At 71.1% G+C, this 25,612-nt stretch carries 25 protein-coding genes; 4 read left to right on the plus strand and 21 right to left on the minus strand.

Features of this window, described 5'->3' with window-relative positions:
• Nucleotides 1-249: 249 nt before the first annotated feature.
• The 3 genes from ABZ576_RS25435 (at nt 250) to ABZ576_RS25445 (ending at nt 3,306) form a co-directional block, all read left to right on the plus strand.
• Nucleotides 250-1,170, plus strand: a complete 921-nt coding sequence (locus tag ABZ576_RS25435; protein WP_360745126.1) for a 5'-3' exonuclease — start codon at nt 250-252, stop codon at nt 1,168-1,170.
• Nucleotides 1,171-1,292: 122 nt separating this feature from the next.
• Nucleotides 1,293-2,141 (plus strand): siderophore-interacting protein, encoded by an 849-nt coding sequence (locus ABZ576_RS25440; RefSeq protein WP_360745129.1) that lies wholly within the window; start codon nt 1,293-1,295, stop codon nt 2,139-2,141.
• A gap of 205 nt (nt 2,142-2,346) precedes the next feature.
• Nucleotides 2,347-3,306, plus strand: coding sequence for an RluA family pseudouridine synthase (locus ABZ576_RS25445; RefSeq protein WP_360745132.1), 960 nt, complete (start codon nt 2,347-2,349; stop codon nt 3,304-3,306).
• Nucleotides 3,307-3,413: 107 nt separating this feature from the next.
• On the opposite strand, the gene ABZ576_RS25450 is transcribed toward ABZ576_RS25445, so the two are convergent.
• From ABZ576_RS25450 to ABZ576_RS25525, 16 genes are all read right to left on the minus strand, one after another.
• Nucleotides 3,414-4,916, minus strand: a complete 1,503-nt coding sequence (locus tag ABZ576_RS25450) for a cytochrome P450 (RefSeq protein WP_360745135.1) — start codon at nt 4,914-4,916, stop codon at nt 3,414-3,416.
• Nucleotides 4,917-4,957: 41 nt separating this feature from the next.
• Nucleotides 4,958-5,578 (minus strand): ATP/GTP-binding protein, encoded by a 621-nt coding sequence (locus tag ABZ576_RS25455; protein ID WP_360745138.1) that lies wholly within the window; start codon nt 5,576-5,578, stop codon nt 4,958-4,960.
• Nucleotides 5,559-5,975 (minus strand): DUF742 domain-containing protein, encoded by a 417-nt coding sequence (locus ABZ576_RS25460; protein ID WP_360745141.1) that lies wholly within the window; start codon nt 5,973-5,975, stop codon nt 5,559-5,561. Before ABZ576_RS25460 ends, ABZ576_RS25455 begins: the two co-directional genes overlap by 20 nt.
• The gene (locus ABZ576_RS25465; RefSeq protein ID WP_360745144.1) at nt 5,972-6,376 is read right to left on the minus strand and encodes a roadblock/LC7 domain-containing protein; all 405 of its coding nucleotides are present in this window, start codon (nt 6,374-6,376) and stop codon (nt 5,972-5,974) included. Before ABZ576_RS25465 ends, ABZ576_RS25460 begins: the two co-directional genes overlap by 4 nt.
• Complete coding sequence (locus ABZ576_RS25470) at nt 6,373-8,043, minus strand: ATP-binding protein (RefSeq protein WP_360745147.1); 1,671 nt, start codon at nt 8,041-8,043, stop codon at nt 6,373-6,375. The genes ABZ576_RS25465 and ABZ576_RS25470 overlap by 4 nt, the downstream gene beginning before the upstream one ends.
• A 473-nt stretch (nt 8,044-8,516) precedes the next feature.
• Complete coding sequence (locus ABZ576_RS25475; RefSeq protein ID WP_360745150.1) at nt 8,517-11,369, minus strand: DEAD/DEAH box helicase; 2,853 nt, start codon at nt 11,367-11,369, stop codon at nt 8,517-8,519.
• Between the two features lie 128 nt (nt 11,370-11,497).
• Nucleotides 11,498-12,448, minus strand: a complete 951-nt coding sequence (gene tatC, locus ABZ576_RS25480) for a twin-arginine translocase subunit TatC (protein ID WP_360745153.1) — start codon at nt 12,446-12,448, stop codon at nt 11,498-11,500.
• A 47-nt stretch (nt 12,449-12,495) separates the two neighbouring features.
• Nucleotides 12,496-12,774 (minus strand): Sec-independent protein translocase subunit TatA, encoded by a 279-nt coding sequence (gene tatA / locus ABZ576_RS25485; protein WP_360745156.1) that lies wholly within the window; start codon nt 12,772-12,774, stop codon nt 12,496-12,498.
• A 261-nt stretch (nt 12,775-13,035) separates the two neighbouring features.
• Nucleotides 13,036-13,230 carry a hypothetical protein gene (locus ABZ576_RS25490; RefSeq protein ID WP_360745159.1) on the minus strand — a complete coding sequence of 65 codons (195 nt, stop codon included), beginning with the start codon at nt 13,228-13,230 and terminating at the stop codon, nt 13,036-13,038.
• A 64-nt stretch (nt 13,231-13,294) separates the two neighbouring features.
• Nucleotides 13,295-13,555 carry a hypothetical protein gene (locus ABZ576_RS25495; RefSeq protein WP_360745231.1) on the minus strand — a complete coding sequence of 87 codons (261 nt, stop codon included), beginning with the start codon at nt 13,553-13,555 and terminating at the stop codon, nt 13,295-13,297.
• 156 nt (nt 13,556-13,711) lie between these two features.
• Nucleotides 13,712-14,716 (minus strand): WYL domain-containing protein, encoded by a 1,005-nt coding sequence (locus ABZ576_RS25500; protein ID WP_360745162.1) that lies wholly within the window; start codon nt 14,714-14,716, stop codon nt 13,712-13,714.
• Between the two features lie 14 nt (nt 14,717-14,730).
• Entirely contained in the window at nt 14,731-15,708 is a 978-nt protein-coding gene (locus tag ABZ576_RS25505) for a WYL domain-containing protein (protein ID WP_360745165.1), read from the minus strand.
• 148 nt (nt 15,709-15,856) lie between these two features.
• Nucleotides 15,857-16,228 (minus strand): FKBP-type peptidyl-prolyl cis-trans isomerase, encoded by a 372-nt coding sequence (locus tag ABZ576_RS25510; RefSeq protein WP_360745168.1) that lies wholly within the window; start codon nt 16,226-16,228, stop codon nt 15,857-15,859.
• A gap of 87 nt (nt 16,229-16,315) precedes the next feature.
• Nucleotides 16,316-17,314 (minus strand): FKBP-type peptidyl-prolyl cis-trans isomerase, encoded by a 999-nt coding sequence (locus ABZ576_RS25515; protein WP_360745171.1) that lies wholly within the window; start codon nt 17,312-17,314, stop codon nt 16,316-16,318.
• A 143-nt stretch (nt 17,315-17,457) separates the two neighbouring features.
• Complete coding sequence (gene pafA, locus ABZ576_RS25520; RefSeq protein ID WP_360745174.1) at nt 17,458-18,819, minus strand: Pup--protein ligase; 1,362 nt, start codon at nt 18,817-18,819, stop codon at nt 17,458-17,460.
• 9 nt (nt 18,820-18,828) lie between these two features.
• Nucleotides 18,829-20,088, minus strand: coding sequence for an MFS transporter (locus tag ABZ576_RS25525; RefSeq protein WP_360745177.1), 1,260 nt, complete (start codon nt 20,086-20,088; stop codon nt 18,829-18,831).
• A 133-nt stretch (nt 20,089-20,221) separates the two neighbouring features.
• Here ABZ576_RS25525 and ABZ576_RS25530 point away from each other — a divergent pair, with 133 nt between their 5' ends.
• Nucleotides 20,222-21,241, plus strand: coding sequence for a LacI family DNA-binding transcriptional regulator (locus ABZ576_RS25530; RefSeq protein WP_360745180.1), 1,020 nt, complete (start codon nt 20,222-20,224; stop codon nt 21,239-21,241).
• A gap of 52 nt (nt 21,242-21,293) precedes the next feature.
• Here ABZ576_RS25530 and prcA read toward each other — a convergent pair whose 3' ends face one another.
• The 5 genes from prcA to dop form a co-directional block, all read right to left on the minus strand.
• Entirely contained in the window at nt 21,294-22,031 is a 738-nt protein-coding gene (prcA, locus tag ABZ576_RS25535) for a proteasome subunit alpha (protein WP_360745183.1), read from the minus strand.
• A 60-nt stretch (nt 22,032-22,091) separates the two neighbouring features.
• Nucleotides 22,092-22,937 (minus strand): proteasome subunit beta, encoded by an 846-nt coding sequence (gene prcB / locus ABZ576_RS25540; protein ID WP_360745186.1) that lies wholly within the window; start codon nt 22,935-22,937, stop codon nt 22,092-22,094.
• On the minus strand, nt 22,889-23,494 hold the full coding sequence (locus ABZ576_RS25545) for an endonuclease VII domain-containing protein (RefSeq protein ID WP_360745189.1): 606 nt from the start codon (nt 23,492-23,494) through the stop codon (nt 22,889-22,891). The genes prcB and ABZ576_RS25545 overlap by 49 nt, the downstream gene beginning before the upstream one ends.
• A 49-nt stretch (nt 23,495-23,543) precedes the next feature.
• Nucleotides 23,544-23,762, minus strand: a complete 219-nt coding sequence (locus ABZ576_RS25550; RefSeq protein WP_020939002.1) for a ubiquitin-like protein Pup — start codon at nt 23,760-23,762, stop codon at nt 23,544-23,546.
• A gap of 172 nt (nt 23,763-23,934) precedes the next feature.
• Nucleotides 23,935-25,446, minus strand: coding sequence for a depupylase/deamidase Dop (gene dop / locus ABZ576_RS25555; RefSeq protein WP_360745192.1), 1,512 nt, complete (start codon nt 25,444-25,446; stop codon nt 23,935-23,937).
• Between the last annotated feature and the right edge of the window lie 166 nt (nt 25,447-25,612).

Raw genomic sequence — 25,612 nt, forward strand, 5'->3', positions numbered from 1 at the left:
CCCTGACGCGACCGTGATCCCCACCCTCACGGTTCGCGCCAGCGTCCTGGGGGCGCCGACGGGACCGGGGCGCGGTCGCCCGGGTGGATGAAGATGCCGACCAGCTGGGCCTGGCACCCCTGCTCAGGCCATGGGTCATGACGCCGTGTGATTGGCCTGATCCTTCCCGTAGGCGGAACGGCGCGGAAGGGCACGGAACGGCGCGGGGAGCGGAAGGGCGCTGTCGGTGCCGTACGGCATGATGCGAACGTGACCGGACGACTCATGCTCCTCGACACCGCCTCGCTGTACTTCCGCGCCTACTTCGGCGTCCCGGACTCCGTGCGGGCGCCCGACGGCACGCCGGTGAACGCCGTGCGCGGGCTGCTGGACTTCATCGACCGGCTGGTGAAGGACCACCGGCCGGAGCAGTTGGTGGCCTGCATGGACGCCGACTGGCGCCCCCGGTGGCGGGTGGACCTCATCCCCACCTACAAGGCGCACCGGGTCGCCGAGGAGCACGCGGGCGCCCCGGACGCGGAGGAGGTGCCGGACACCCTGGCCCCGCAGGTGCCGGTCATCGAGGCCGTGCTGGACGCGATCGGCATCGCGCGCGTGGGAGTCGCGGGGTACGAGGCGGACGACGTGATCGGCACGTTCACCGCGCGCGCCGGGGGCCCGGTGGACATCGTCACCGGCGACCGCGACCTGTACCAGCTGGTGGACGACGAGCGCGGGATCCGGGTGCTGTACCCGCTGAAGGGCGTCGGCACGCTCCAGCTGACCGACGAAGCGGTGCTGCGCGAGAAGTATGGCGTCGACGGGCGGGGGTACGCGGACCTGGCGCTGCTGCGCGGCGACCCGAGCGACGGGCTGCCGGGCGTGGCCGGCATCGGCGAGAAGACGGCTGCCAAGCTGCTCGCCGAGTTCGGCGACCTGGCCGGGATCATGGCGGCGGTCGACGACCCGCGGGCGAAGCTCACCCCGTCGCAGCGCAGGAGGCTCACCGAGGCCCGGCCGTACGTCGCGGTGGCGCCCCAGGTGGTGCGGGTGGCCGACGACGTGCCGCTGCCGCAGGTCGACACCGTCCTGCCGCGCGCTCCGCGCGACCCGGCCGCACTGCGGGAACTGGCGCGGCGGTGGGGGCTCGGCGGCTCGCTGGAGCGGCTGCTGACCACCCTGGCGCACTGAGCACGGCGGTGCCCACCGGAATATTCCGGCAAAGGGCCCCCATCGGAACCTCGGAAATACGGTGTCGACTCGGAACGGGATGCTAACTTAGGTAAACCTAACCAACCTTGCAGGAGGCCGCTATGGCAGAGCGCCCGGGACGAAAGCCGCGCAAGCCCCATACCGCCCAGGTGGTGCGTACCGAACGGCTGACCCCGCACATGCAGCGTGTGGTGCTCGGCGGCGAGGGCCTGGCCGGATTCGCCGCGGACACCTGCACCGACCATTACGTGAAGCTGCTGTTCGGCCCCGCCGGTGTCAGCTACCCGGAGCCCTTCGACCTCGACCGCATCCGCGCCGAGTTCCCCCGCGAGCAGTGGCCGGTGACCCGGACCTACACCGTGCGCGCCTGGGACCCCGAGCAGCGCGAGCTCACCCTCGATTTCGTGATCCACGGCGACGAGGGCCTGGCCGGTCCCTGGGCCATGCGGGCGCAGCCCGGCGACACGGTGCGTTTCATGGGACCCGGCGGCGCGTACGCACCCGACCCGGCGGCCGACTGGCACCTCCTCGCCGGTGACGAGAGCGCGCTGCCCGCGATCGCCCGCGCTCTGGAGACCCTGCCCGCCGGCGCCCGCACACACGCCTTCATCGAGGTTTCCGGTCCCGAGGAGGAGCAGAAGATCGACACCGAGGTACCGGTCGTCTGGCTGCACCGCGGCGACCGGCCGGTCGGCGAGGCCCTGCTGGAGGCCGTGCGGGGGCTCCGCTTCCCGGAGGGCAGGCTGCACGCCTTCGTGCACGGCGAAGCGGGCTTCGTCAAGGAGCTGCGCCGGATGCTGCGGGTCGAGCTGCAGATCCCGCGCGAGGACCTGTCGATCTCCGGCTACTGGCGCCTCGGGCACAACGAGGACGGCTGGCAGGCGTCCAAGCGCGAGTGGAACGCCCGCATCGAGGCCGAGCAGGAGAGCGGCACGGCCGTCGCCGCCTGAGCCCGCGCGCTGCCGGCCGTCGCCGCCTGAACCCGCGCGCTGCCGGCCGTCGCCGCCTGAGCCCGCGCTCGGCCGGCCGCGCCGCCCGGGCGCCGGGATGCGGACCGCGCCTCCCGTCCCGGCTCCCGGCCGGACGCCGTGCGGACCGTGCACCGGGCGGGACGCGGGGCGGCCGCCCGGCGTCCCGCCCGTACGCTTGACCCCGATGAGACGCCGTACGCCGCCGCCGCCCGCCCCGCTCCCCCAGCGCGCAGGAGTGGACCCCGTACGGGTGCGGCTGCCCGTGGACGGGGCGTGGGCCACCGTGCGGGAGCATCTCGTGGAACGGCTCACGGGCGCCGCACCCGGGATGATCGAGTCGATGTTCGCCGCCGGGCTGGTGGTCGGCGCCGACGGACGCGCCGTGGCGCCGGACGCGCCGTACCGGCCGGGGATGTTCGTCTGGTTCCACCGGGAGCTGCCGGCCGAGGTGCCGGTGCCGTTCCCCATCGAGGTGGTGTACCGCGACGAGCACATCGTGGTGGCCGACAAGCCGCACTTCCTCGCCACGACCCCGCGCGGCACGCACGTCGCGCAGACCGCGCTGGCCCGGCTGAGGCACGAGCTGGGCATCCCCGCGCTCACGGCGGCGCACCGCCTGGACCGGCTCACCGCCGGGCTGGTGCTGTTCACCGTGCGCCCCGAGGAACGCGGCGCCTACCAGACGCTCTTCCGGGACCGGCGGGTGCGCAAGGAGTACGAGGCGATCGCGCCGTACGACCCCGCCCTCGCCCTGCCCCGCACGGTGCGGAGCAGGATCGTGAAGGAGCGCGGGGTGCCGGCCGCCCGGGAGGTGGCGGGCGAGCCGAACGCCGAGACCCGGGTGGAGCTGGCCGAGCACCGGGCCGGCCTCGGCCGCTACCGGCTCCTCCCGGCGACCGGACAGACCCATCAGCTGCGGGTGCACCTGACCGCGCTGGGCGTGCCCATCCTCGGCGACCCGCTGTACCCGGAGGTCACCGCCCCGGTGCCGGCCGGTGACTTCCGCCGCCCGCTCCAGCTGCTCGCACGGAAGCTGGAATTCACCGACCCGGTCACCGGGGCGCGCCACGCGTTCGTCAGCCGGCGCCGGCTGCGCGGCTGGACCTCCTACGACGACTGGGACGGGGACCACCACGACGGCTAGGGGTGGCCCGCACCCCTGCCCTGCCGACGCGCGGCCGGCCGGGAGCGGCCCGCCGGCAGTGGCCCGCAGGGAGCTGCCCGCGCCGGGACGGAGGTCCCGGCCCGTCGTCACTGGCCCCGCCACCAGCGCCTCAGCCGCTGCCACAGCCCTCGCGGCCGGGACGCCGGTTCCAGCGCCGGGGCAATCGCCTCCGGCGGGAAGAGGGGACCGAAGTCCGCACGCTGCCGTTCGACGACGGCCGGGGCCGGGTCGCTGCTGAGGGCGCCGACCTGCCAGTTGGAGCGCTGCGGCGGGACGGGCATGGCCCGCGGCGGCAGGTCGACGTCCTGCTGCGGCTTCGGTTCGAAGCGCACCGGCAGGGCCACCAGGTGCCGGGAGGCGATGGACGACCGCCAGCGCAGGTCCTCCTCGGCGCAGTCGAGCTGGATGTCGGACAGCCGCGTCAGCAGCGCGTCGACACCGACGTCGGCGATGGCGCGGCCGATGTCCTGTCCGGGGCACTCGTGCGGACCGCCGCCGAAGGCCAGGTGCGAGCGGTTGCCCTGCATGCTCGCGGACAGGTCGGGCCGCACCCGCGGGTCCACGTTGCCCGGGGCGGGCGCGAAGAGCAGCCCGTCGCCCTTGCGGATGCGCTGGCCGCCGAGCTCGGTGTCCTGCTTGGCGTAATACCCGAGCACGGTGCTGAACGGCGGCTCGTCCCACAGGGACTGCTCGATCGCCTCCGGCACGGTCATCTGGCCGCCGTTGAGCTGGGCGCGGAAGCCCGGCTCGGTGAGCACCATGCGCAGCGCGTTGGCGAGGAGGTTCGCGGTGGCCTCGTAGGCCGCGAAGAGGACGAGCCGCAGGTGTTCGCGGACCTCGTCGTCGGAGAGCCGGGCCGGGTGGGTGATCAGGTGACTGGTGAAGTCGTCGTCGGGCCGGCCGCGCCGCCGGGCCGTGAGCCGGCTGAGGGCGTCCATGACGTAGGCGTGGCTCTGGATGGCGGTCTCGGTGCCCTTGAGCGCGTCCCGGGCGGCCTGCACCATCCGGTCGTCGTACTCCTCCGGCATGCCGAGGATCTCGCACAGCACGGCCATCGGCAGGTGCTCGGCGAACTGGGAGACCAGGTCGGCCCGGCCCCGCTCGCAGAAGCCGTTGACCAGGAGCTGGGTGTGCCGGCCGATGTGGCGGCGGACGCTGCGGTGATCGATGGTGGCCATGGCCGCGGTGACCGCCTCACGCAGCCGCTCGTGCTCGTCGCCCTCGGCGTGCGAGCAGATGGGCTGCCAGGCGATGTGCGGCATGAGGGGGTGGTCGGGCTTGACCGTGCCCTCCCGCAGCGGGGTCCAGACCCGGCTGTCCCGGGTGTACTGCGAGGGGCTGCGTACCAGCTGGAGGTTCTCGGCGTGCCCGAGCACCACCCACATCGGCACGTCGTCGTGGAGCAGCACGGGGGCCACGGGGCCGTGCTGCTCGCGCAGGCGCTCGTAGAGGTCGCCGAGGTCCTCGGCGTCGGGCCCGTAGAGCCGGTGCACTCCCCCGGGGCCGAGGCCGAGGCCGTGCGCCGGGCAGCCCGGGGGCGGGCCGGAGGTGGGGTCGGTGCCGGTCAGGGATGGCGTTTCAGACGTCACGGTGTCGCTCCGGAACGGATGGTGGGGCGGTCGGCGGCGGGTCAGGTGAGGGCGCCGGAGAGGGCGAGGGCGTGCAGGAAGCGCACGAGGGTCATCAGCACTTCCTTGCTGGAGGCCCGACGGCGCACGTCGCAGTCGATGATCGGGATCTCCGGGCCCAGGTCGAGCGCGGTGCGCAGCTCCTCGGTCGGGTAGCGCGGGGCGTCGGGGAAGGAGTTGACGGCGACCACGAAGGGCACGCCGCGCTCCTCCAGCCGGCCCATGACGTCGAAGCTGACTTCCAGGCGGCGGGTGTCGACCAGCACGACCGCACCGAGGGCGCCTTCGAACAGGCCGTTCCACAGGAACCAGAAGCGCTCCTGGCCGGGGGTGCCGAAGAGGTACAGCACCAGCTTGTCGGTGATGCTGATGCGGCCGAAGTCCATGGCCACGGTGGTGGCCGTCTTCGACTCGGAGCCGTAGTCGTCGTCCACGCCGATGCCGGCCTGGGTCATGGTCTCCTCGGTGGTCAGCGGCCTGATCTCGCTGACCGAACCGACCATGGTCGTCTTGCCGACACCGAACCCGCCCACGATCACGATCTTCGCCGCGGCCTGGGCCGTGTGCGGCAGATGGTCCTCGGCGCGTGGGCCGGGGATCGTGTCAGAGCCGTTGAAGTCCATGCATCACCGCTTCGAGGAGTGATCGGTCGGGAACCGCCTGGCGGACGATCGGGGCGCGGGCCTGCACCAGTTCGGCCGCGATCAGCTCGGTGAGCAGTACGGTCGTCACGCTGAACGGCAGCTGGAGATAGGCCGAGAGCTCGGCCACGGACAGGGGGGCGACGCAGAGCCGGAGCACCGCCGCCTCCTCCGGCGAGGCGGTCGGCGAGGGCGCGGAGCGCGCCACGATCAGGGTCACCAGGTCGAGTTCGGCGCGGGCGCCGTCGGCGCTCCCCGCGATGGTGTACAGCCGTTCGGGATTGCCGGGCTTGCGCGGGCCGTCCGCCGGTGCGACGGGCGGCGGGGGCGGGGGCGGCAGGTGCCGCGGCCGGCGCCGTTTGCGTTGTGGAGGTGTCATACGGTCTGCCCGTTGCGCCGCGGCGGACTCGTGAGGTGGGCGCCGATCCGGACGACGAGGTCACGCATCATGCCGCTCATGCGGCCGGGTTCGCAGGTGACGTCGGCGAGTACGGCGAGGAAGGCGTTGGGGCCGGCGTTCATGAGGTAGAAGTAGCCGCCCTCGATCTCGAAGACCACGAGCCGCATCTCGCCGGCGCCGGGCAGCTCCTGGATGATGGCGCCGGCCAGGCTCTGCACGCCCGCGCAGGCGGCGGCCACCCGGTCGGCGGCGTCGGGGTCGCCGCCGTAGCGGGCGATGCGCAGTCCGTCGGCGGAGAGGACCACGATCATCTCGATGCCGGGCACGCCGTCGTTCAGCTGCTTGAGCATCCAGTCCAGGTTCGCTCGCTGCTGGATCACTTGAGGTCCCCCTCGTCGTCGGCCTCGATGGCGCCCTCGGCGGGATCGGCCGAATCTTTGAGCAGATGCAGGTACTTGGTGGGGTGGATCGTGAAGTCGGTCAGCTCCGGTCCGGTGGCGTCCGGGGGCATGCCCTCCCGCAGGCCCTTCCAGAAGGCCTCGATGCCCGAGCCGATCGGCCGGTCCATCAGCTTCTTGCGCTCCGGGTCGATCTCCGGCTCGGGTTCCGGCTCCTGCCGGGTCTGGGACCAGATCGTGGGCCTGCCCTCGCGCTCGGCGCGCTCGATGGCGGCCTGTTCGGCGATGCGCTGGCTGAGCGGGGTCTTCACCCGGCTGCGGCGCTGCGGCAGGCCGCCCGCGGTCCACTCGGTGACCTCGGGGACGTCGTCCTCCATCGAGATCCCGGCGGGGATCTTGGGGCTGGTGGGGCGGCGCTTCTTGGGCGGGCGCTTGGGGCCCTCGACGGCGCCGAGTTCGGGCTTCGGGATGCCGGTGGCACCGATGCCGTGCGCGGCGCCGACGCCGGGCTCGGTGGTCGTCATCACCCGGGGTACGACGAGGATCGCGCGGACGCCGCCGTAGGCGGAGGAACGCAGCGAGACCTCCATGTCGAACTGCTTGCAGAGCCGGCCGACGACGGCCAGACCGAGGCGCGGGTTCTCCCCGAGGTTGTGCGCGTCGTCGAAGTTCTTGGCGTCCTCGATCGCCTGCTCGATACGGGCGCGGGACTCCTCGCTGAGGCTGACACCCGCGTCCTCGATCTCGATGGCGATGCCCGTCTGCACCTCGGAGGCGGTGACGTGCACCTTGGTCGTCGGCGGCGAGTAGCGGGTGGCGTTGTCGAGGAGCTCGGCGGCGGCGTGGATGATCGGCTCGACCGCGGTGCCCTTGATGTTGATGGTGACGATGGACGCGAGGTTGATGCGGCGGTACTCCAGGATCCGGGACATCGCGCCGCGCAGCACGCTGTAGAGGGAGACCGGCAGGGGCCACTGGCGGCCGGGGCGGCCGCCGCCGAGGACGGAGATGGTGTCGGCGAGGCGGCCGATCAGCGAGGTGCCGTGGTCGAGGCGGAGCAGGTCGTCGAAGACCTCGGGGTTGCGGCCGTGGTCCTCCTCCATCTCCCGCAGCTCCTTGGCCTGCTGGTGGACGATGGCCTGGACGCGGCGGGCGATGCTCACGTAGGAGCGCTCGGTGGCGTCGCGCATGGAGATCTCGTGGTCGGCGCCGCGCAGCGCGACGCGCACCAGGTCGCGGTAGCCCTCGGGCAGGCCGCGCAGTTCGGGGTCGTTGTCGTAGACGTAGCTCACGACGTCCCGCAGCACCTCGCCACGGCGCAGCCGGAGGAAGCCGAGGGGCAGGACGTCGTGGATGATCCGGTCCAGCACGGCGTGGTGCGCCGCGATCCGGCGGTCCATGTGCGCGGCGAGGCGGGCCTGTTCGGCCTGCGCCTCGCGCAGCAGACGGCCGCGGCGGGCGGCCTCCCCGGCCGTGCCGAGGACCAGCAGCACGGCCAGCGCTCCGCATACGCCGACGGCCAGCCGGGCCGTGGGCGGTACCAGGGCGACGGCGGCCCCGGCCGCCGCGGCCATCACTATGGCCGGGGGCAACAGCACGCGCGCATAGGGACGTTCACGGCCGCGTGGGGGCTTCTGAACACTCACCATGGATGCCTTCTGAGACGAATCGGCTGGGTGTCGGGAGAGCTTTTCGGGGGAAGATTCATGGAACTTGTCGGGATCTACCGCATGTTTGGGAACAGACGCACGAATTACCTCAACCCGGTGCGTCGCGGGCGAGCTTAGTCCGACCGGATCATCGCCGTGTCATATTCGGCAACCCCCTGAAATCACCCCTGCGGCAGGAGTACGCTCAGCATTTTTTGCACGCTGGGCGCCCACTCGAACACGGTCTGTAAGGGCGTACGGGCGTGCGAAAGCCGCTCACCGTGGAGGGTGAAAAAGGGGCCGCGGCCACACCCGGCCGGCCCCTGCCGCCGTTCCCTACGCCGTGACCGCCATCAACGGCCGCAGGGCCCGGTCCGTCCGAAGACGGTCCGGGCCCTTGCGGGACGGCCGGCCACAGCCGGCCTCAGGGGGCGCGGGCAGGCCGTGCCGGCCCGCACCCGCCGCCCGACGGTTCACCCCACCGACGAGTAGGCGACCACGCCCCGCAGCAACTGGTCCACGGCCTTCCGTGCGGCCTTCGCCACGGTGGAGTTCTCCGCAGGAGCCGCCGCCGAGATCTGCCCGAGCACATCGATGACCTGCTTGCACCACCGCACGAAGTCGCCGGCGGGCATGTCCGCCTCGCGCAGCACCTCGTCGAGCGCCTTGCCCGACGCCCACATGTACGCGGCCCAGGCGAAGCCGAGATCCGGCTCCCGCTGGCCGACCCCCTCGGTCTGGTTGATCCGGAACTCCTCCTCCAGAGCGTCGAGCCGACCCCAGATCCGGACCATCTCACCGAGCGCGGCCTTGGCCTTGCCGGAGGGCAGCTTGGGCGCCATCGCGTCGTCGCCGACCCGCGCCTCGTACACCAACGCCGAGACGCACGCGGCCAGTTCGGCGGCGGACAGCCCCTCCCAGACCCGCTCGCGCAGGCACTCGCTGGCCAGCAGGTCCAGCTCGCCGTACAGTCGCGCGAGCCGCTTGCCGTGCTCGGTGACGTCGTCACCGCGCAGGTAGTCCAGCTCGGTCAGCAGGGCCACGATCCGGTCGAAGGTCCGCGCGATCGTGTTCGTGCGGCCCTCGATGCGCCGCTCCAGCTGCGAGGTGTCGCGCATCAGCCGGTGGTAGCGCTCGGCCCACCGGGCGTGGTCCTCGCGGTCGCTGCACCCGTGGCAGGGGTGTGCCCGGATGGCGGTCCGCAGCCGGGCGATCTCGCGGTCGTCGGCGGCCTGGGACCGCTTCTTGCGCGCCCGCTCCGGCGGGATGTGCCCGGCCTTGGTGCGCAGCGCGGAGGCCAGATCCCGGCGGGACTGCGGCGAGCGCGGGTTGAAGCTCTTGGGGATCCGCATCCGGTCCAGCGGCTCGACCGGCACCGGGAAGTCCATCGACGCCAGCCGCTTGACCTGCCGCTCGGCGGTCAGCACCAGCGGGCGCGGGCCGTCGTGGTGGTCGAAGCCGCGGTGGCCGTTGGAACGGCCCGCGGGCAGGCCCGGGTCCAGCACCAGGGCGAGGCCCGCGTACTTGCCGGCGGGCACGTGGATGACGTCCCCCGGCTTCAGCTTCTCCAAGGCGACGGCGGCCTCCGCACGGCGCTGGTTCGCACCCTGCCGGGCCAGCTCGGTCTCCCGGTCCTTCAGCTCGCGGCGCAGCCGCGCGTACTCCTCGAAGTCACCGAGGTGGCAGGTCATCGAGGCCTTGTAGCCGGCCAGCCCCTCCTCGTTGCGCTGCACCTGCCGGGAGATGCCGACGACCGACTTGTCGGCCTGGAACTGCGCGAAGGAGGTCTCCAGAAGCTCACGCGAGCGGTGCCGGCCGAACTGCTCGACCAGGTTCACCGCCATGTTGTACGACGGCCTGAAGCTGGAGCGCAGCGGGTACGTGCGGGTGCCGGCGAGCCCGGCGAGGTGCTCGGGGCTCATGCCGCGCTGCCACAGCACCACCGCGTGGCCCTCGACGTCGATGCCCCGGCGGCCCGCGCGGCCGGTCAGCTGGGTGTACTCGCCGGGGGTGATGTCGGCGTGCTGCTCGCCGTTCCACTTGACGAGCTTTTCCAGGACCACCGAGCGGGCGGGCATGTTGATGCCGAGCGCGAGGGTCTCGGTGGCGAACACCGCCTTGACCAGGCCCCGCACGAACAGCTCCTCCACGACCTCCTTGAAGGTGGGCAGCATGCCCGCGTGGTGGGCGGCGATGCCGCGCTCCAGGCCCTCCAGCCACTCGTAGTAGCCGAGGACGTGCAGGTCCTCGGGGGCGATGTGGTCGGTGCGCTCCTCGACCAGGGCGCGGACCTTCTCCCGCGCCTCCTCGTCGTTGAGCCTGAGGCCCGCGTACAGGCACTGCTGGACGGCGGCCTCGCACGCGGCGCGGCTGAAGATGAAGGTGATCGCGGGCAGCAGACCCTCGGAGTCCAGCCGCTCGATGACCTCGGGACGGCCCGGCGTCCACACGCGCGAGCGCTGTCTGCGCTCCCGCTCCCGGTCGGCCTCGCGCATCGCCCGGCCGCGCCGGCGGTCCTGGTACGACGGCCGGGTGGCCTCCATCCGGGCCAGCCGCACCAGGTCGGGATTGACGGCCTTCTTGTGGCCCTCGCCCTCCTCGAACAGGTCGTACATCCGGCGTCCGGCGAGCACGTGCTGGAACAGCGGCACGGGCCGGTGCTCGGAGACGATCACCTCGGTGTCGCCGCGGACGGTGTCCAGCCAGTCACCGAACTCCTCCGCGTTGGACACGGTCGCGGAGAGCGAGACCAGGGTCACCGACTCCGGCAGGTGGATGATCACCTCCTCCCAGACGGCGCCGCGGAAGCGGTCGGAGAGGTAGTGCACCTCGTCCATGACCACGTAGCCGAGGCCGAGGAGGGTCTGCGAGCCGGCGTAGAGCATGTTCCGCAGCACCTCGGTGGTCATCACGACCACCGGGGCATCGGAGTTCACGCTGTTGTCGCCGGTGAGCAGGCCCACCTTGGCCGCGCCGTAGCGGCGGCACAGGTCGGCGTACTTCTGGTTCGACAGCGCCTTGATGGGTGTCGTGTAGAAGCACTTCTTGCCCTGGAGCAGGGCGAGGTGGACGGCGAACTCGCCCACGATCGTCTTGCCCGAGCCGGTGGGGGCGGCCACCAGTACACCCTTGCCCGCCTCGAGCGCCTGGCAGGCCTCGATCTGGAAGGGGTCGAGGCCGAAGTCGTACATCTCGCGGAAGGAGGCGAGCGCGGTGGCCTGCTCGGCTGCCCTCCTGCGGGCTGCCGCGTACCGCTCGGCCGGTGAGAGGTCCTCTGTCATCGTGCTTTCGAGCGTACCGGGAGCCACTGACAACAGGACGATCATTATCCGGATCGTCGGCCTGCCGACGGCACGGGCGAGCCGGGCGAGGGAGGGGCGCGCGCGGGGGCGGCGGAACGACGGGTGCCCCCGTCCTCGGGGACGGGGGCACCGCGCGGCGGCCGGGTGACGGATCAGGTCACGTCGTCGTAGCCGTTGACCCGGTCCGTGCTCGCCTGCTCGGGCAGCGCCCGGCTGGCCGGGACCGGCTCCACCTCGCCGATCGCCTCGGGCGTGAGGTCCAGCTCGGAGGCCTCGTCGTCGGCGGGGCCCGCGGCGTCGCGGCGGCTGCGGCGCTTGTCGTTGAGGATCGAGAAACCGGTCGCGCCGAAGTACAGCACCCAGATCGGCCCGGCGAGGGCCAGCATGGACAGCGGGTCGGTGCTCGGTGTGGCGACGGCCGCGAAGACCGTGATGCCCATGATCATCGCGCGCCACCAGCTCAGCATGCGCCTGCCCGTCAGCACCCCGGTGAGGTTCAGCATGATCAGCAGCAGCGGCAGCTCGAAGGAGAGACCGAAGACGATCACCATACGGGTGACCAGCTGGAGCAGGTCGTCGAGCGGCAGCAGGTTTTTGATGTTGCCGCTCGGCGTGAAGTCGATCAGCACCTTGGCGGTGGTCGGCAGCACCTTGTACGCGAAGAAGGCGCCGCCGAAGAACAGCGGGGCGCCGGTGAAGACGAAGGCGTACGCGTACTTCTTCTCGTGCCTGTGCAGACCCGGCGCGACGAACGCCCACAGCTGATAGAGCCAGATCGGCGACGCGAGCACGACACCGGCCATCAGCGAGACCTGGAGGGCCAGCGTGAAGGGCGCGAGGAGACCGTTGATCGTGATTTCCGCGCACTGGGTCTTGCCGTCGGACTTCGCCAGCTCTTCGAAGGTTTCCCGGCAGCCGACCGAGTCGAGGATCGGCTTCGTCAGGAAGTTGATGATGTCGTTGTAGTAGAAGGCCGCGACGATCGTCACGATGACGATGGCCAGCATCGCCTTCGCGAGCCGGTTGCGGAGCTCACGAAGGTGATCCGCGAGGGGCATCCGCCCCTCGGGATCCTTCTCCTTCTTGCGGGCAGGCTTGAGCAACCCACGTCCTCATCTCGTGCGGCAGGCCGGGGACTTCCGGCGCTGCGTCAGCGCTGGGTGGTGTCCGTCGGCTCGTTGACCGGCCGCGAGCTGGTCACGTCGCCGGGGGCCGCCTGGATGGTGCGCTGGGCCGGAGGCTGCTCGGGGGAGCTGGGTGCCTGGGCGGAGGCGTTGCCGTCTTCCTTCATCGCCTTGGCCTCGCTCTTGAGGATGCGCGCGGACTTGCCGAGCGAGCGGGCCATGTCCGGAAGCTTCTTCGCGCCGAACAGCAGGATGATGACGACGAGGATGAGAATGATCTCGGGAGCTCCGAGCCTTCCGAACATAAGTCTTTACCTTCTCACCGAGGCGGCTTGGGTGGGGTGCTGTCCGACCAGTCGGACATGTGTCCGATGGTCGTGCTCACAGCGATCGTAACGCTCAGGGGTAAACGTGAGGCAATCCCCGTGCGTACTCCCGGTCCACGGTGCGGGCCTCGTTCTCCGCATCGCGACCAGCAGCGTACCTGTCCCGGAGGGCAGCATGACAGGGCGAAGTGACGCAAAGCGCATGCGTCACCGGACTCACAGGCACCACACATGCACGGCTCACAGCGCGTCCACAGCACGGGCCGCGGACGCGGACGCCCGCTCCAGATCCTCGGCGGCCCGGTTGATACGGCGGGCGGCCTCCGTGACCTGCCGCCCGAGGCGCCGCGCCTCCAGGAACACCCGGACGGCGAACACCCCCAGGACGGCGAGACCCACGAAACCCACGGCTACCGCGAACATCGGCCAGAACATGACGTCGAGCCTAGACCGTCCGCCGGCGCCGGCCGCAGCGGGCCGGACCCCGGCGCGCGGCCGGCTACACCGTGGAGTGCAGCCGCAGGGTCCTGACCCCGCCCCCGGTGAGCAGTTCGACGATCCGCTCGCCGGCCGGCTTGCGGACCGCGGCGCCGCAGTCGGGGCAGGTGAAGGAGTAGAACGTCGTCCGGCTGGTCGCGCCGATGGCCAGCCGCAGCGCGCTCGCGGCGAGTTCGAAGCGGCCACGGCAGTCCGGGCAGCCCGCCCGGAACACCACCGGGACCACGCTCCTCATCCCGGCGAAGGCGGTCGCCACCGTCATCTCGTGCGCAGCCGGCTCGGAAGACTCGCTCACAGCCCTCGCTCCTCCTTCAGGTCGTTCCGCCACGCGCGCCGCCGGACGTGCCCGGGTCCGCCGGACGGTGTCCGCCGCCGTGCCGCGCGGCCGGTCGCGGGTACCCGCACCCTCCGGGGCGCCTCACCGCCCGGCGCTCACCGGACCCGCCGTGTCGTACGCCGCCAACGCCTCCGCCGCGGCCCGGCGGGCGCTCTCGGCCAGCTCCGGCGGCGAGACGATCCGCCCGTCGCGGCCCAGCCGCAGCGCCAGCCGGCGCAGGGAGGCCGGATCGGGAGTGCGCAGAGTGATACGCAGCCCGCCGTCGGGAAGCTCATCGGCGCTGTCGTGCGGGTAGTACTCGGCGACCCAGCGGCCGCCGGGGCCGACCTCGACCACGACCTCCGGGTCCTCGGCGGCCGGCTGCACCAGGCCCTCGGAGAGGTCGCGCAGCTCTATCTCGGGCGGGGCCGCGGGCTCGTCGAGGATCCGGATCTCGGCGACCCGGTCGAGCCGGAAGGTGCGCCGGGCCTCGGAGCGCCGGCACCAGGCCTCCACATAGGTGTGGCCGACGCTGACCAGCCGGATGGGGTCGATCTCGCGCTCGGTGACCTCGTCGCGCGCCGGAGAGTAGTAGCGGATCCACAGCCGGCGGCGCTCGGAGATCGCCCGGTCGACGTCGGCGAAGACACCGCCCTCGGACTCGAAGGTCACCGACAGCCGGGAGCTGGCGCCGGCCGCCTCGCCGGCCGCCGCCTCCACCTTGGCGGTCGCCCGCAGCAGCGCCTGGCGGTCGCCCTCCCGCAGGCCGGGCAGGGTGGCGACCGCGCGGGCGGCCACCAGCAGGGCGGTGGCCTCGTCGGCGGCCAGCCGCAGCGGCTCGGCGGCCTCCTCGCCGAGCGCGGCCGGGTTGTGCCACCAGATGCGCTCGCCGTCCGTGTCGATGTCCAGCAGGTCGCCGCCGCGGAAGCTGGTGCCGCACATGGGCAGCAGATCGAGGTCGGCGACCAGCTCGTCCTCGGTGATGCCGAAAGCGCGCGCGACATCGGCGATCCGGGCGCCGGGGCGCTCCCTGAGGTAGGTCACCAGGGACAGCATCCGCCGGGTCTGGTCGATGGCGTTGACGGTCCTGACCGGTTTGCCTGCCACAGTCCTGCTCCCCCTCAGCCCTTGGCCACGGCACGCAGCCGGTCCACCACGTCGGCCCGCAGCTCGGCCGGCCCCACGACCACCACGTCCGGCCCGAACTCCACCAGCCAGGCGTCCAGGCCGTGCCCGTACGGAATCTCCAACTCGTCCCAGCCGTCACCGAGTTCCCGGACCGTGGTGGCCTTCGCCCGAAGGGGGTACCCGCAGCCGGAGCGCAGCCGGATCAGCGCGGTGCCGTCCGCGATCTCGCCGGCCCAGCCCGCGACGGTCTCGCGCACGGTGACGACGTCCGGCACGGGCGCGGTGAAACCCGTCCCGCGGGAGCGGACCCTGCCGGTGATCCGGGACAGCCGGAAGACGCGCTCGGCACCCCGGTCGCGGTCGAAGCCGGCCAGGTACCAGTGGCCCCGCCAGCACTCCAGCGCCCACGGCTCGACATGCCGGGGCTCGGGACGGGCGGCGGAGGCCTTGCGGTAGTCGAAGACGACCGGGCGGCGGTCCCGGCAGGCCAGCATCAGCGGCTCGAAGGCGGCCTCGTGCACCGGGATGCGCGGCTCCAGGGCGCCGTGCGCCTCGTAGGGGTCGACGTCCTCGGGCAGCCCCGCGGCGCGCAGCTTCTGCAGGGCCCCGCTGGCGGCGCCGGCCAGCCGGGCCTGCTGCCAGACCTTGGCGGCCAGGCCGAGGGCGGCCGCCTCCTCGGCGTCCAGGGTGATGGGAGGCAGCCGGTTGCTGTCGCGGCGGGCGAGGTAGCCGACCTCGCCGTCGAGGTTCTCGACGGTCTCGATGACCAGGCCCAGCTCGCGCAGGTCGTCCTTGTCCCGCTCGAACATCCGGTTGAAGGAGTCGTCGCTGCCCGCCGCGCCCTTCTCCGGCCGGGCGGCCTCGCGGTACGCCTCGATGGAATCGCGCAGCTCGCGCTTGCTGAGCGGCCGGCGTGTGCCGAGCAGACACAGCGCGAGGTTCATCAGCCGCTCGGCCTTGGCAATGGCCATCGACGCCCTTCGCCTTCCCTATGGTGCTTCCGACCGATGACCGTACCGCTCCGCGGGGCGGTGGCAAAAGCCGAGGGCCCATGCCCGGGCAGGCATGGGCCCCAGATGATCGGATCCGGTCACAACCGGCCGGTCGATCAGGCGCGGATCAGACACCCAGCAGGTCGACCACGAAAATGAGGGTCTCGCCCGGCTTGATCGCCGGGGTCGGGCTCTGGTTGCCGTAGGCGAGGTGCGCGGGGATGGTCAGCTGGCGGCGGCCACCGACCTTCATGCCCTGCACGCCCTGGTCCCAGCCCTTGATGACCCGGCCGCCGCCCAGCGGGAAGCGGAACGGGGTGCCGCGGTTCCAGCTGGCGTCGAACTCCTCGCCGGTGCTGAAAGCGACACCGACGTAGTGGACGGTGACGTTCTGGCCCGCCTGCGCGACCGGACCGTCACCCTCCCAGATGTCCTTGATCTCGAGGTCCGCCGGGGGCTCGCCGCCCGGGAAGTCGATCTCGGGCTTCTCGATGCTCACGTCAAAAGCTCCTGCTTGTGTACGACACGAAACACGGACAGTCTTTCATCTTCCCGGCCTCCCCGTCCGCCCCGGGCGCCCCCGGCGCTACATCGCCGCGAGGATGTCCACCGTGAACACGAGGGTGGAGTCCTTCTTGATCGTTCCGCCGCTCGGCGGGTTGTCGCCGTAGCCCAGCTCCGGCGGGACCACGATCAGCACCCGGCTGCCGACCTTCTTGCCGGTCAGGCCCTGGGAAAGGCCCTTGACGGCCTGCTGCATCTGCTCCAGCGAGAACTGGCTGAGCCGGCCGGAGCCATAGGTGCGCTGGAAGGTCTTGCCGCCCTCCCAGACGAGCCCCTGGAACTGGCACAGCACCGCCTGGTCGGCCTTCACCTCGGGGCCGTCGCCCTCCAGGACGTACACCGACACGAGCTTCTTCGGCGGATCCGTCTTCGGGACGGTCACCTTCGGCACCTGGCCGTCGGTGTTGGTGGCCACCTTCGGCAGGGCGGCGTCCCGCTGCGGAACCGGCTCGCCCTTGGCGGAGCTCTTGGAGTTGAAGGAGTCGATCAGGTCGATGACGAACACCAGGGTGTCGGTGCCCTTGATGCCCGCCTGCGCATTGCCGCCCTTGCCGTACCCCAGCTCCGGCGGCACGGCGATCTCCACCCGGCTGCCGGTCTTCCTGCCCGCCAGCCCGTACCGCCAGCCGTCGATGATGCTGTTCTGGGCGAGCTGCATCACCAGCGGACGCTTGCGGTCGTAGGAATTGTCGAAGACCTTGGCGGTGTCCCAGATCTGGCCCAGGTAGTCGGCCCGGATGAAGTCGTTCTCCGCGATCGTGCGGCCACCGCCCGCGATCACCGTCTTCACCGCCAGGTACTTCGACGGCTCGCCCTCGCCCTTCGCCACGGTCGGCTTCTCGCCGAACTTCGTCCCCCCCGTGATCGCCGGCAGCGGCCCGTCCACGATCTTGGGCGGCGGCGCGGAGGACACCGAGGGCGAGGCGCTCGGCCCGCTCGGGTCGGACGTGTCGTCACCGCAGCCGGCGAGCGTGACCAGTCCTGCGGGTACGGCGGCGAGGAGAAGTGAACGTCGGCGCACGGGAGAGCCTCGTAATCGGTCGATCTTGCGGATGGCGTGCGCGCAACTCTACGACGCGAGAAGGGCGCCGTACGGGAAACGTACGGCGCCCGTGTGGCGTTCCGGCAATTCGCCGCCCTGACGCTTGACTCGCGTGCCCTCCGCTACATTCCGGCGATCAGCTTCTCCACCCGGTCGTCCACCGAACGGAACGGGTCCTTGCACAAGACCGTGCGCTGGGCCTGGTCGTTGAGCTTCAGGTGCACCCAGTCGACCGTGAAGTCCCGGCGCTGCTCCTGCGCCCGGCGGATGAAGTCGCCGCGCAGCCGCGCCCGAGTGGTCTGCGGGGGCACCGACTTGCCCTCGAAGATCTTCAAGTCGTTGCACACCCGGGCGGCTTGGCCCTTCTTCTCCAGCAGGTAGTACAGGCCACGACGGCGGTGGATGTCGTGGTAGGCGAGGTCTATCTGGGCGACCCGCGGGTGCGACATCGTCATGTTGTGCTTCGCCCGGTACCGCTCGATGAGCTTGTACTTCATGACCCAGTCGATCTCGGTCTCGATGCGGTCCAGTTCCTCGTTCTCGATCGCCTCCAGCGTGCGGCCCCACAGCTCCAGGACCTGACCGACGACCCCGGTGTTGATGCCCCGGCGCTCGCAGAAGTCCAGGGCCTTGTCGAAGTACTCGCGCTGCACCTCCAGCGCGGACGCCTCCCGGCCGCTGGCCAGGCGCACCTTGCGCCGGCCGGTGATGTCGTGGCTGACCTCACGGATCGCCCGGATCGGGTTCTCCAGGGTCAGGTCGCGCATCACGGTGCCCGCCTCGATCATGCGCAGCACCAGGTCGGTGGCGCCGACCTTGAGGAGCATCGTCGTCTCGGACATGTTGGAGTCGCCGACGATGACGTGCAGCCGGCGGTAGCGCTCGGCGTCCGCGTGCGGTTCGTCGCGGGTGTTGATGATGGGCCGGGAACGGGTCGTCGCCGACGAGACGCCCTCCCAGATGTGCTCCGCGCGCTGGCTGACGCAGTACACCGCCCCCCGCGGGGTCTGGAGCACCTTGCCGGCGCCGCACAGCAGCTGCCGCGTGACCAGGAACGGGATGAGGATGTCCGCGAGCCGGGAGAACTCCCCGTGCCGGGCCACCAGGTAGTTCTCGTGGCAGCCGTACGAATTGCCCGCCGAGTCGGTGTTGTTCTTGAAGAGGTAGACGTCGCCTGCGATTCCCTCCTCGTGCAGGCGTCGTTCCGCGTCCACCAGGAGTCCTTCGAGAATGCGCTCGCCGGCCTTGTCGTGGGTGACCAGTTCGATCACGTTGTCACATTCGGGGGTCGCGTATTCCGGATGTGAGCCCACGTCGAGATAGAGCCGGGCGCCGTTTCGCAGAAAGACATTGCTGCTGCGGCCCCATGACACGACACGGCGGAAGAGGTACCGCGCCACCTCGTCAGGAGACAGGCGGCGCTGTCCCCTGAACGTGCACGTGACGCCGTACTCGTTCTCCAGCCCGAAAATGCGGCGGTCCATGAGGGAACATTACGCCCGATCCCCCGAGCTGAAACGGGGTTCGACGGCACGATTTGGATCATTTTCCGATGAAGCCGCAACGACCCCGCCCCGCGCGGGAGCTGCGAGGACCCCTCCGGTGGCGAGCAGGACCAGCAGCGACACGGCTCCGGCGGCACCCGGAAGCGCGAAACCCCACACCGTCCCACCGGCCTGGACCACCGGCCCCGCCAGGCCCGTTCCGACCGAGGCGCCCACGGTGAACGTGGTCACGAGCCAGGAGAAAGCCTCGGTGACGGTCCCGCTCGGCGCGTGCCGGTCCACGATGATGAACGCACAGGCGATGCAGGGCGCCAGGAAGACGCCGGAGACCACGCTGAGCAGCACCATCGCCACCGCACCCGGCATCAGCAGCAGGGGCAGATAACACACCGCCAGAAGCGCCACCAGCACCCTCAGTCGCCGCTCGGGCGCACCGGCCCACCGGCGGGCCCCGTAGGCGGTGCCGCCCACGAGCGCGCCGAGGCCCAGCCCGGCCATCAGCCAGCCGTAGACCGCGTCACCGCCGTGACTGTCCGCGTACGAGACCGAAGCCACCGTGATGGAGCCCAGCGCGACGCCGACGAACAGGAAGGCGGCGAGCAGGGCCAGCAGCCCCGGCGAACGCAGGGCGCCCAGCCAATGCGCCTCGCGCGGGGCCGAGCGCCACGCGCGCGAGGGCGGCGAGAGGACCACACAGAGCGCGCCGAGCACGCCCAGGACGTTCAGCACCAGCAGGGCGGCGCGCTCGTCCCACACGGACACGCACAGGGTCACCAGCAGCGGCCCGACGGTGAACATGATCTCCTGCGCGACCGCGTCCATGGCGTAGGCGGTGTGCACCTGCTCCTCGCGGCGCAGCACGGACGGCCACAGGGCGCGCAGCCCGCCCTCCAGCGGCGGGGCGAACAGGCCGGACGCCGCGACGGCCGCGTAGGCGAGCGGCAGCGGCTCGGTGCCCGAGAAGGCGAAGACGGTCATCGACAGGGCCGCGAGGACGGCCGCCGGCAGCTGGACGCGCGGCTGGCCGTACAGGTCCACGAGCCGGCCCAGCACCGGCTGGCCGACGGCGTTGGCGACGCCGTACACGGCGGCGAGGGCGCCCGCCAGGCTGTAGCTGCCGCCCTGGGCGCGGACGAAGAGCACCAGGGCGATGGCGGCCGTGGCGTTGGGCAGCCGGCCCACCAGGGTGCCGGTCAGCAGCCGGAGAGCGTGCTTCGCCCGGAGGATCTCCAGGTATCCCGTGGCCATGTCCTGCCCTCCCGTGGCTCGCCGGGACGCCGCGACGGCCAGAAGTGTTACGTATAACGTCTCCCGTCATACGTACCATGTGCGCTGTTCACACGTCCAGACGGACAGCCCGCAGAAGAGGAGCAGGCCCACCGTGGCACGCAGCAGCACGCGCCCGACCAGCCGGGACGTCGCCCAGGCGGCCGGCGTCTCCCAGGCGGCGGTCTCCCTCGTCCTGGGCGACAAATGGCGCGGCCGGGTCTCCGAGACCACCGCCGAACGCGTCCGCGAAGCCGCCCGCGAACTCGGCTACCGCCCCAACCTCGCCGCCCGCCACCTACGCCTCGGCCGCACCCGCACCGTCCTCCTCGTCGTACCCGCCCTCACCACCGAATTCTTCGCCGGCGTCTACACCGGCGCCGCACGCGTGGCCGCCGAACACGGCTTCGGCGTCGTGCTCTACCCCTCCCCCGAAGGCATCGGCCCCGCCCGCGACCCCTTCGCCTCCGCACAAGCCGCCCTCGACGGCGTCATCGCCTCCTCCATGGCGGCCGACGCCCTCACCGCCATCAGCGGCGACCAGCTCCCCCTCGTCATGCTCGACAGCGACCCCGCCGGCAGCCTGGGCGCCGCCACCGTCAACCTCGACATCGCCGACGGCATCCGCCAGGTCACCGAACACCTCCTCGGCCTCGGCCACCGCCGCATCCTCCACCTCGCCGCGGACGTACCCTCCTGGACCTTCGACATCCGCGCCCGGGAACTGGCCGCACACACCGCCGCCGTCCCCGGCACCGAGATCCGCACCGCCCGCGCCCCCATCTCCATCGACGGCGCACGCGCCGCCACCGAAACCGCCTTCAGCGCACCCGGACCCCGGCCCACCGCCATCCTCTGCGACGACGACAAACTCGCCGCCGGCGCCTACAAGGCCCTGCGCCGCCTCAACCTCCGCGTCCCCGACGACGTCTCCGTCACCGGCCTCGACGACCTCGCCCTAGCCACCGCCCTCGACCCCGAACTGACCACCGTACGACTGGACGCCGAACTCTTCGGAGAACACGGCATGCGCGCCCTCCTCGCCGTCCTCGACGGGCGCCGGCCCGACGCCGGAGACATCCCCGTCCACCTCGTCGTCCGCGGCTCCACGGCCCCGCCACGCGCCTCCCGATAGACCGGTGCCCCGGCCGGAGACACCGGCCGGGGCACACCGAAGCAAGGACCGATCACTCCTCCTCGGAGCTCTCGGCCTCCGTGCTCGCACCGCCCGCCTCCAGCAGACGGGCCAGCTGGCGGCCGACGATCCGCTTGAACTTGCGCTTCTGCGGACGCGTACGGTCCAGCACGGCCACCTCCAGGCGCTCGGCGGGAATCGCCCGCTCACTGCCATTGGTGTCCCGCGACAGCGCCTGCACCGCCAGCTTCAGAGCCTCGGCCAGACTCATACCGTCCCGGTGGCGCTGGTCGAGGAAGCCACTGATCTGCTCCGCGTTACCACCCACCGCCACCGAACCGTGCTCGTCCACGATCGACCCGTCGTGCGGCAACCGGTAGATCTGGTCACCCTCCGGAGTCTCACCGACCTCCGCCACCACCAGCTCCACCTCGTACGGCTTCTCGGCCGCCGAGGAGAAGATCGTGCCCAGCGTCTGCGCGTAGACGTTGGCGAGGCCACGAGCGGTGACATCGTCACGGTCATAGGTGTAACCCCGCAGGTCGGCGTAGCGCACACCACCGATCCGCAGGTTCTCGTACTCGTTGTACTTGCCGGCCGCGGCAAAGCCGATCCGGTCGTAGATCTCGCTGAACTTGTGCAACGCACGGGACGGGTTCTCGCCGACGAAGACGATGCCGTCGGCGTACTGGAGCACTACCAGGCTGCGGCCACGGGCGATGCCCTTGCGGGCGTACTCCGCCCGGTCGGCCATGGCCTGCTGAGGTGAGACATAGAACGGCGTCGACACCGGTTATCCGTCCCTTTCTGTCATGGTCACTGGATCACCTTGCAAAGAACCGCACCCGCGCTAGAGCAGCGCGGCCTTCGGGCCGTCCGGCTCCTCCAGCCGCTTCTGGAGCACCGCACGCGAGAGCTCCGACGCCTCGTCCTCGGTGAGCCGGCGGAAACCGTCCTCGGTGATCACGGTGATGATCGGGTAGATCCGGCGGGCGACATCGGGACCACCGGTCGCCGAGTCGTCGTCAGCCGCGTCATAGAGCGCCTGCACCACCAGCGTGGTGGCCTGCTCCTGCGTCAGGTCGTCCCGGAACAGCTTCTTCATCGCACCCCGCGCGAAGATCGAGCCGGAACCCGTCGCCGCGTAGTGGTGCTCCTCCGAACGGCCGCCCGTGACGTCGTACGAGAAGATCCGCCCCTTCTCGCGGTCCACGTCGTACCCCGCGAACAGCGGCACCACCGCCAGACCCTGCATGGCCATGCCCAGATTCGAACGGATCATGGTCGACAGCCGGTTCGCCTTGCCCTCCAGCGACAGCTGCGCACCCTCGACCTTCTCGAAGTGCTCCAGCTCCAGCTGGAAGAGCTTCACCATCTCCACGGCCAGACCGGCGGTACCGGCGATACCCACCGCCGAGTACTCGTCCGCCGGGAACACCTTCTCGATGTCCCGCTGAGCGATCACGTTGCCCATCGTGGCCCGGCGGTCACCGGCGAGCACCACGCCACCGGGGAACGTCACCGCCACGATGGTCGTGCCGTGCGGCGCCTCGATGACGCCCTGCGTGGGCGGCAGCTGCCGGTTGCCGGGCAGCAGCTCGGGCTGGTGCTCGGCGAGGAAGTCCATGAAGGAGGAGGATCCTGGCGTCAGGAAGGCAGCTGGTAGACGCCCGGTGCTACGAGTGTTGGCTTCCACGCGATTCCTTCCACGTAAGCAGCAGCCCGCCTGATGACCTCGGGCTGATCCTTGAACTGCCCCAGCGCGGCATTGCAGCTGAAGCACAGTACGCCACGGACCCTACCCGTCTCATGGCAGTGATCCACATGCACCGGCACGGCGGCCAGGCAGATACAACAGATGCCTCCCTGGGAGGCGACCAACTCGTCACGTCCGGCTCTGGTGAGGCCGTACGTACGCCTCAGGTGATGCTCGCGTCCGAGCGCCGCCCGGCACGCCTTGCAGCGCGTCGACAGCCCGTCGGAAGCGGTCGCGTTCCGGTGCCACTCGCTGTGGGGCTTGATCTCCCCGCACATGCGGCAGAGCTTGTACCCCGCCGGAACGTCCGCCTTCTCCCGGACGGGCTTTCCCATGGCCTCCCGGCGGCGCCGGTAGTGCGCGGCGCTGTACTCCGCCACGCACTCCCGGCAGTGCACCTGGAGGCCGTCACGCCGGTTCCGGTCACGTGCGAAGGCCGCGCGAGGCAGATCCCGCCCGCACTTCCTGCATCGCTTAGCGATCGGCTCCTCAGCCACCCGACTCCCCCGCGACCTTCACTTCGAAGGCAGAGCGACCAATCTGCCTTTACTCGCCGCCTTTTTGCACGAAGGAACGCACGAAATCCTCAGCGTTTTCCTCGAGTACGTCATCGATTTCGTCCAGCACGGAGTCCACGTCGTCCGACAGCTTCTCGTGCCGTTCCTTGAGGTCCTCCGAGGCCTGCGCGTCCTGCGCCTGCTCCTCGACCTCTTCGGTGGACCGGGTGGCCTTCTGCTGGCCGCCGCCGGTGTCCTTGGTTGCCATAACCCTCACCCCGCTCAGTTCGCCTGCCGATCGGTGATGATCAGACCCTATAGGCCGGGTCCGACATCGGCCCCGCAGTTTCCACAACGTGCGGGGGCCACCTCGATGATTCCCGGGCGGTGGGCTTTCCACCCTGGCCGCCCGGGGCGGTACGGGTACCCGCTGATCGCGTTCAGTTGCCGGACAGCACCCTGACCAGGTCTTCCGCGGTCCGGCAACGGTCCAGCAGCTCCTTGACGTGATTTCGCGTTCCGCGTAGCGGTTCCAGGGTTGGAACGCGCTGGAGGGAGTCGCGGCCGGGCAGGTCGAAGATGACCGAGTCCCAGGAGGCGGCCGCGACGTCGTCGGCGTACTGCTCCAGGCAGCGCCCGCGGAAATAGGCCCTGGTGTCCTCCGGCGGCTTCGTACGGGCCCTGTCGACCTCGGCCTCGTCCAGGAGTCGCTTGATGCGTCCCCGGGCCGCGAGGCGGTTGTACAGGCCCTTCTCGGCGCGTACGTCGGCGTACTGGAGGTCGACGAGGTGGAGCCGGGCGGCGTCCCAGTCGAGGTCGTCGCGACGGCGGTAGCCCTCCATCAGCTCCCGCTTCGCGACCCAGTCCAGTTCGCCGGCCAGGCTCATGGGGTCGTTCTCGAGCCGGGTGAGGGTGTCCTCCCAGCGGCTGAGGACGTCCTTGGTCTGGTCGTCGGCGTCGGCGCCGAAGCGTTCCTCGACGTACTTGCGGGCCAGCTCGAAGTACTCCATCTGAAGCTGGACGGCGGTGAGTGTGCGGCCGCTGCGCAGGGTGACCAGGCGCTTGAGGGAGGGGTCGTGGGAGACCTGGTGCAGGGTGCGGACGGGCTGGTCGACGGCGAGGTCCACGGCGATGAAGCCGTCCTCGATCATGGACAGGACCAGGGCGGTCGTGCCCAGCTTGAGGTAGGTGGAGATCTCCGAGAGGTTGGCGTCGCCGATGATCACGTGCAGCCGGCGGTACTTCTCGGCGTCGGCGTGCGGTTCGTCGCGGGTGTTGATGATCGGGCGTTTGAGGGTGGTCTCCAGGCCGACCTCGACTTCGAAGTAGTCGGCGCGCTGGCTGATCTGGAAGCCGTGTTCGTGCCCGTCCTGGCCGATGCCGACGCGTCCGGCTCCGGCGAAGACCTGGCGGGAGACGAAGAAGGGCGTGAGGTGGCGCACGATGTCCGAGAAGGGGGTTTCCCGCTTCATCAGGTAGTTCTCGTGCGTGCCGTAGGAGGCGCCCTTGTTGTCGGTGTTGTTCTTGTAGAGGTGGATGGGCTGGGCGCCCGGCAGCTGGGCGGCCCGTTCGGCGGCCTCGGCCATGATCCGCTCGCCGGCTTTGTCCCAGAGGACGGCGTCGCGGGGGTTGGTGACCTCCGGGGCGCTGTATTCGGGGTGGGCGTGGTCGACGTACAGGCGCGCGCCGTTGGTGAGGATGACGTTGGCCAGGCCGATGTCCTCGTCGGTGAGCTGGCTGGAGTCGGCGGCTTCCCGGGCGAGGTCGAAGCCTCGCGCGTCTCGCAGCGGGTTCTCCTCCTCGAAGTCCCAGCGGGCCCGGCGGGCCCGGTGCATCGCCGCCGCGTAGGCGTTGACGATCTGGGACGAGGTGAGCATGGCATTGGCGTTGGGGTGGCCGGGGACGGAGATCCCGTACTCCGTCTCGATGCCCATTACTCGCCGTACGGTCATGCGGCCCTCCTTGCCCGGCGGCACCCTCGGTCGTGGGTGCCGCTCACGTACCGCTGGCGCTCCGGTGCGTGTGCGGTGCCCGTCCCCGCACTGCGCGACTCGGCGGTAGGAAAGAGCCTAGAACGCCTTTGCGCTGGTGGGGAGATCATTTGCGTCATTGGCTGCT

The organism is Streptomyces sp. NPDC013455, from assembly GCF_040632975.1.
Taxonomy (GTDB): domain Bacteria; phylum Actinomycetota; class Actinomycetes; order Streptomycetales; family Streptomycetaceae; genus Streptomyces.

Coding starts and splice junctions, on each gene's coding strand:
- tatA (WP_360745156.1), bottom strand. CDS start 12,774: ATGTTCGGAAGGCTCGGAGCTCCCGAGATCATTCTCATCCTCGTCGTC.
- pafA (WP_360745174.1), bottom strand. CDS start 18,819: ATGGACCGCCGCATTTTCGGGCTGGAGAACGAGTACGGCGTCACGTGC.
- ABZ576_RS25460 (WP_360745141.1), bottom strand. CDS start 5,975: ATGACACCTCCACAACGCAAACGGCGCCGGCCGCGGCACCTGCCGCCC.
- ABZ576_RS25505 (WP_360745165.1), bottom strand. CDS start 15,708: ATGGCCATTGCCAAGGCCGAGCGGCTGATGAACCTCGCGCTGTGTCTG.
- ABZ576_RS25440 (WP_360745129.1), top strand. CDS start 1,293: ATGGCAGAGCGCCCGGGACGAAAGCCGCGCAAGCCCCATACCGCCCAG.
- dop (WP_360745192.1), bottom strand. CDS start 25,446: ATGACCGTACGGCGAGTAATGGGCATCGAGACGGAGTACGGGATCTCC.
- ABZ576_RS25475 (WP_360745150.1), bottom strand. CDS start 11,369: ATGATCGTCCTGTTGTCAGTGGCTCCCGGTACGCTCGAAAGCACGATG.
- ABZ576_RS25495 (WP_360745231.1), bottom strand. CDS start 13,555: ATGACGGTGGCGACCGCCTTCGCCGGGATGAGGAGCGTGGTCCCGGTG.
- ABZ576_RS25550 (WP_020939002.1), bottom strand. CDS start 23,762: ATGGCAACCAAGGACACCGGCGGCGGCCAGCAGAAGGCCACCCGGTCC.
- ABZ576_RS25490 (WP_360745159.1), bottom strand. CDS start 13,230: ATGTTCTGGCCGATGTTCGCGGTAGCCGTGGGTTTCGTGGGTCTCGCC.
- ABZ576_RS25470 (WP_360745147.1), bottom strand. CDS start 8,043: ATGGTGAGTGTTCAGAAGCCCCCACGCGGCCGTGAACGTCCCTATGCG.
- ABZ576_RS25445 (WP_360745132.1), top strand. CDS start 2,347: ATGAGACGCCGTACGCCGCCGCCGCCCGCCCCGCTCCCCCAGCGCGCA.
- ABZ576_RS25525 (WP_360745177.1), bottom strand. CDS start 20,088: ATGGCCACGGGATACCTGGAGATCCTCCGGGCGAAGCACGCTCTCCGG.
- ABZ576_RS25455 (WP_360745138.1), bottom strand. CDS start 5,578: ATGGACTTCAACGGCTCTGACACGATCCCCGGCCCACGCGCCGAGGAC.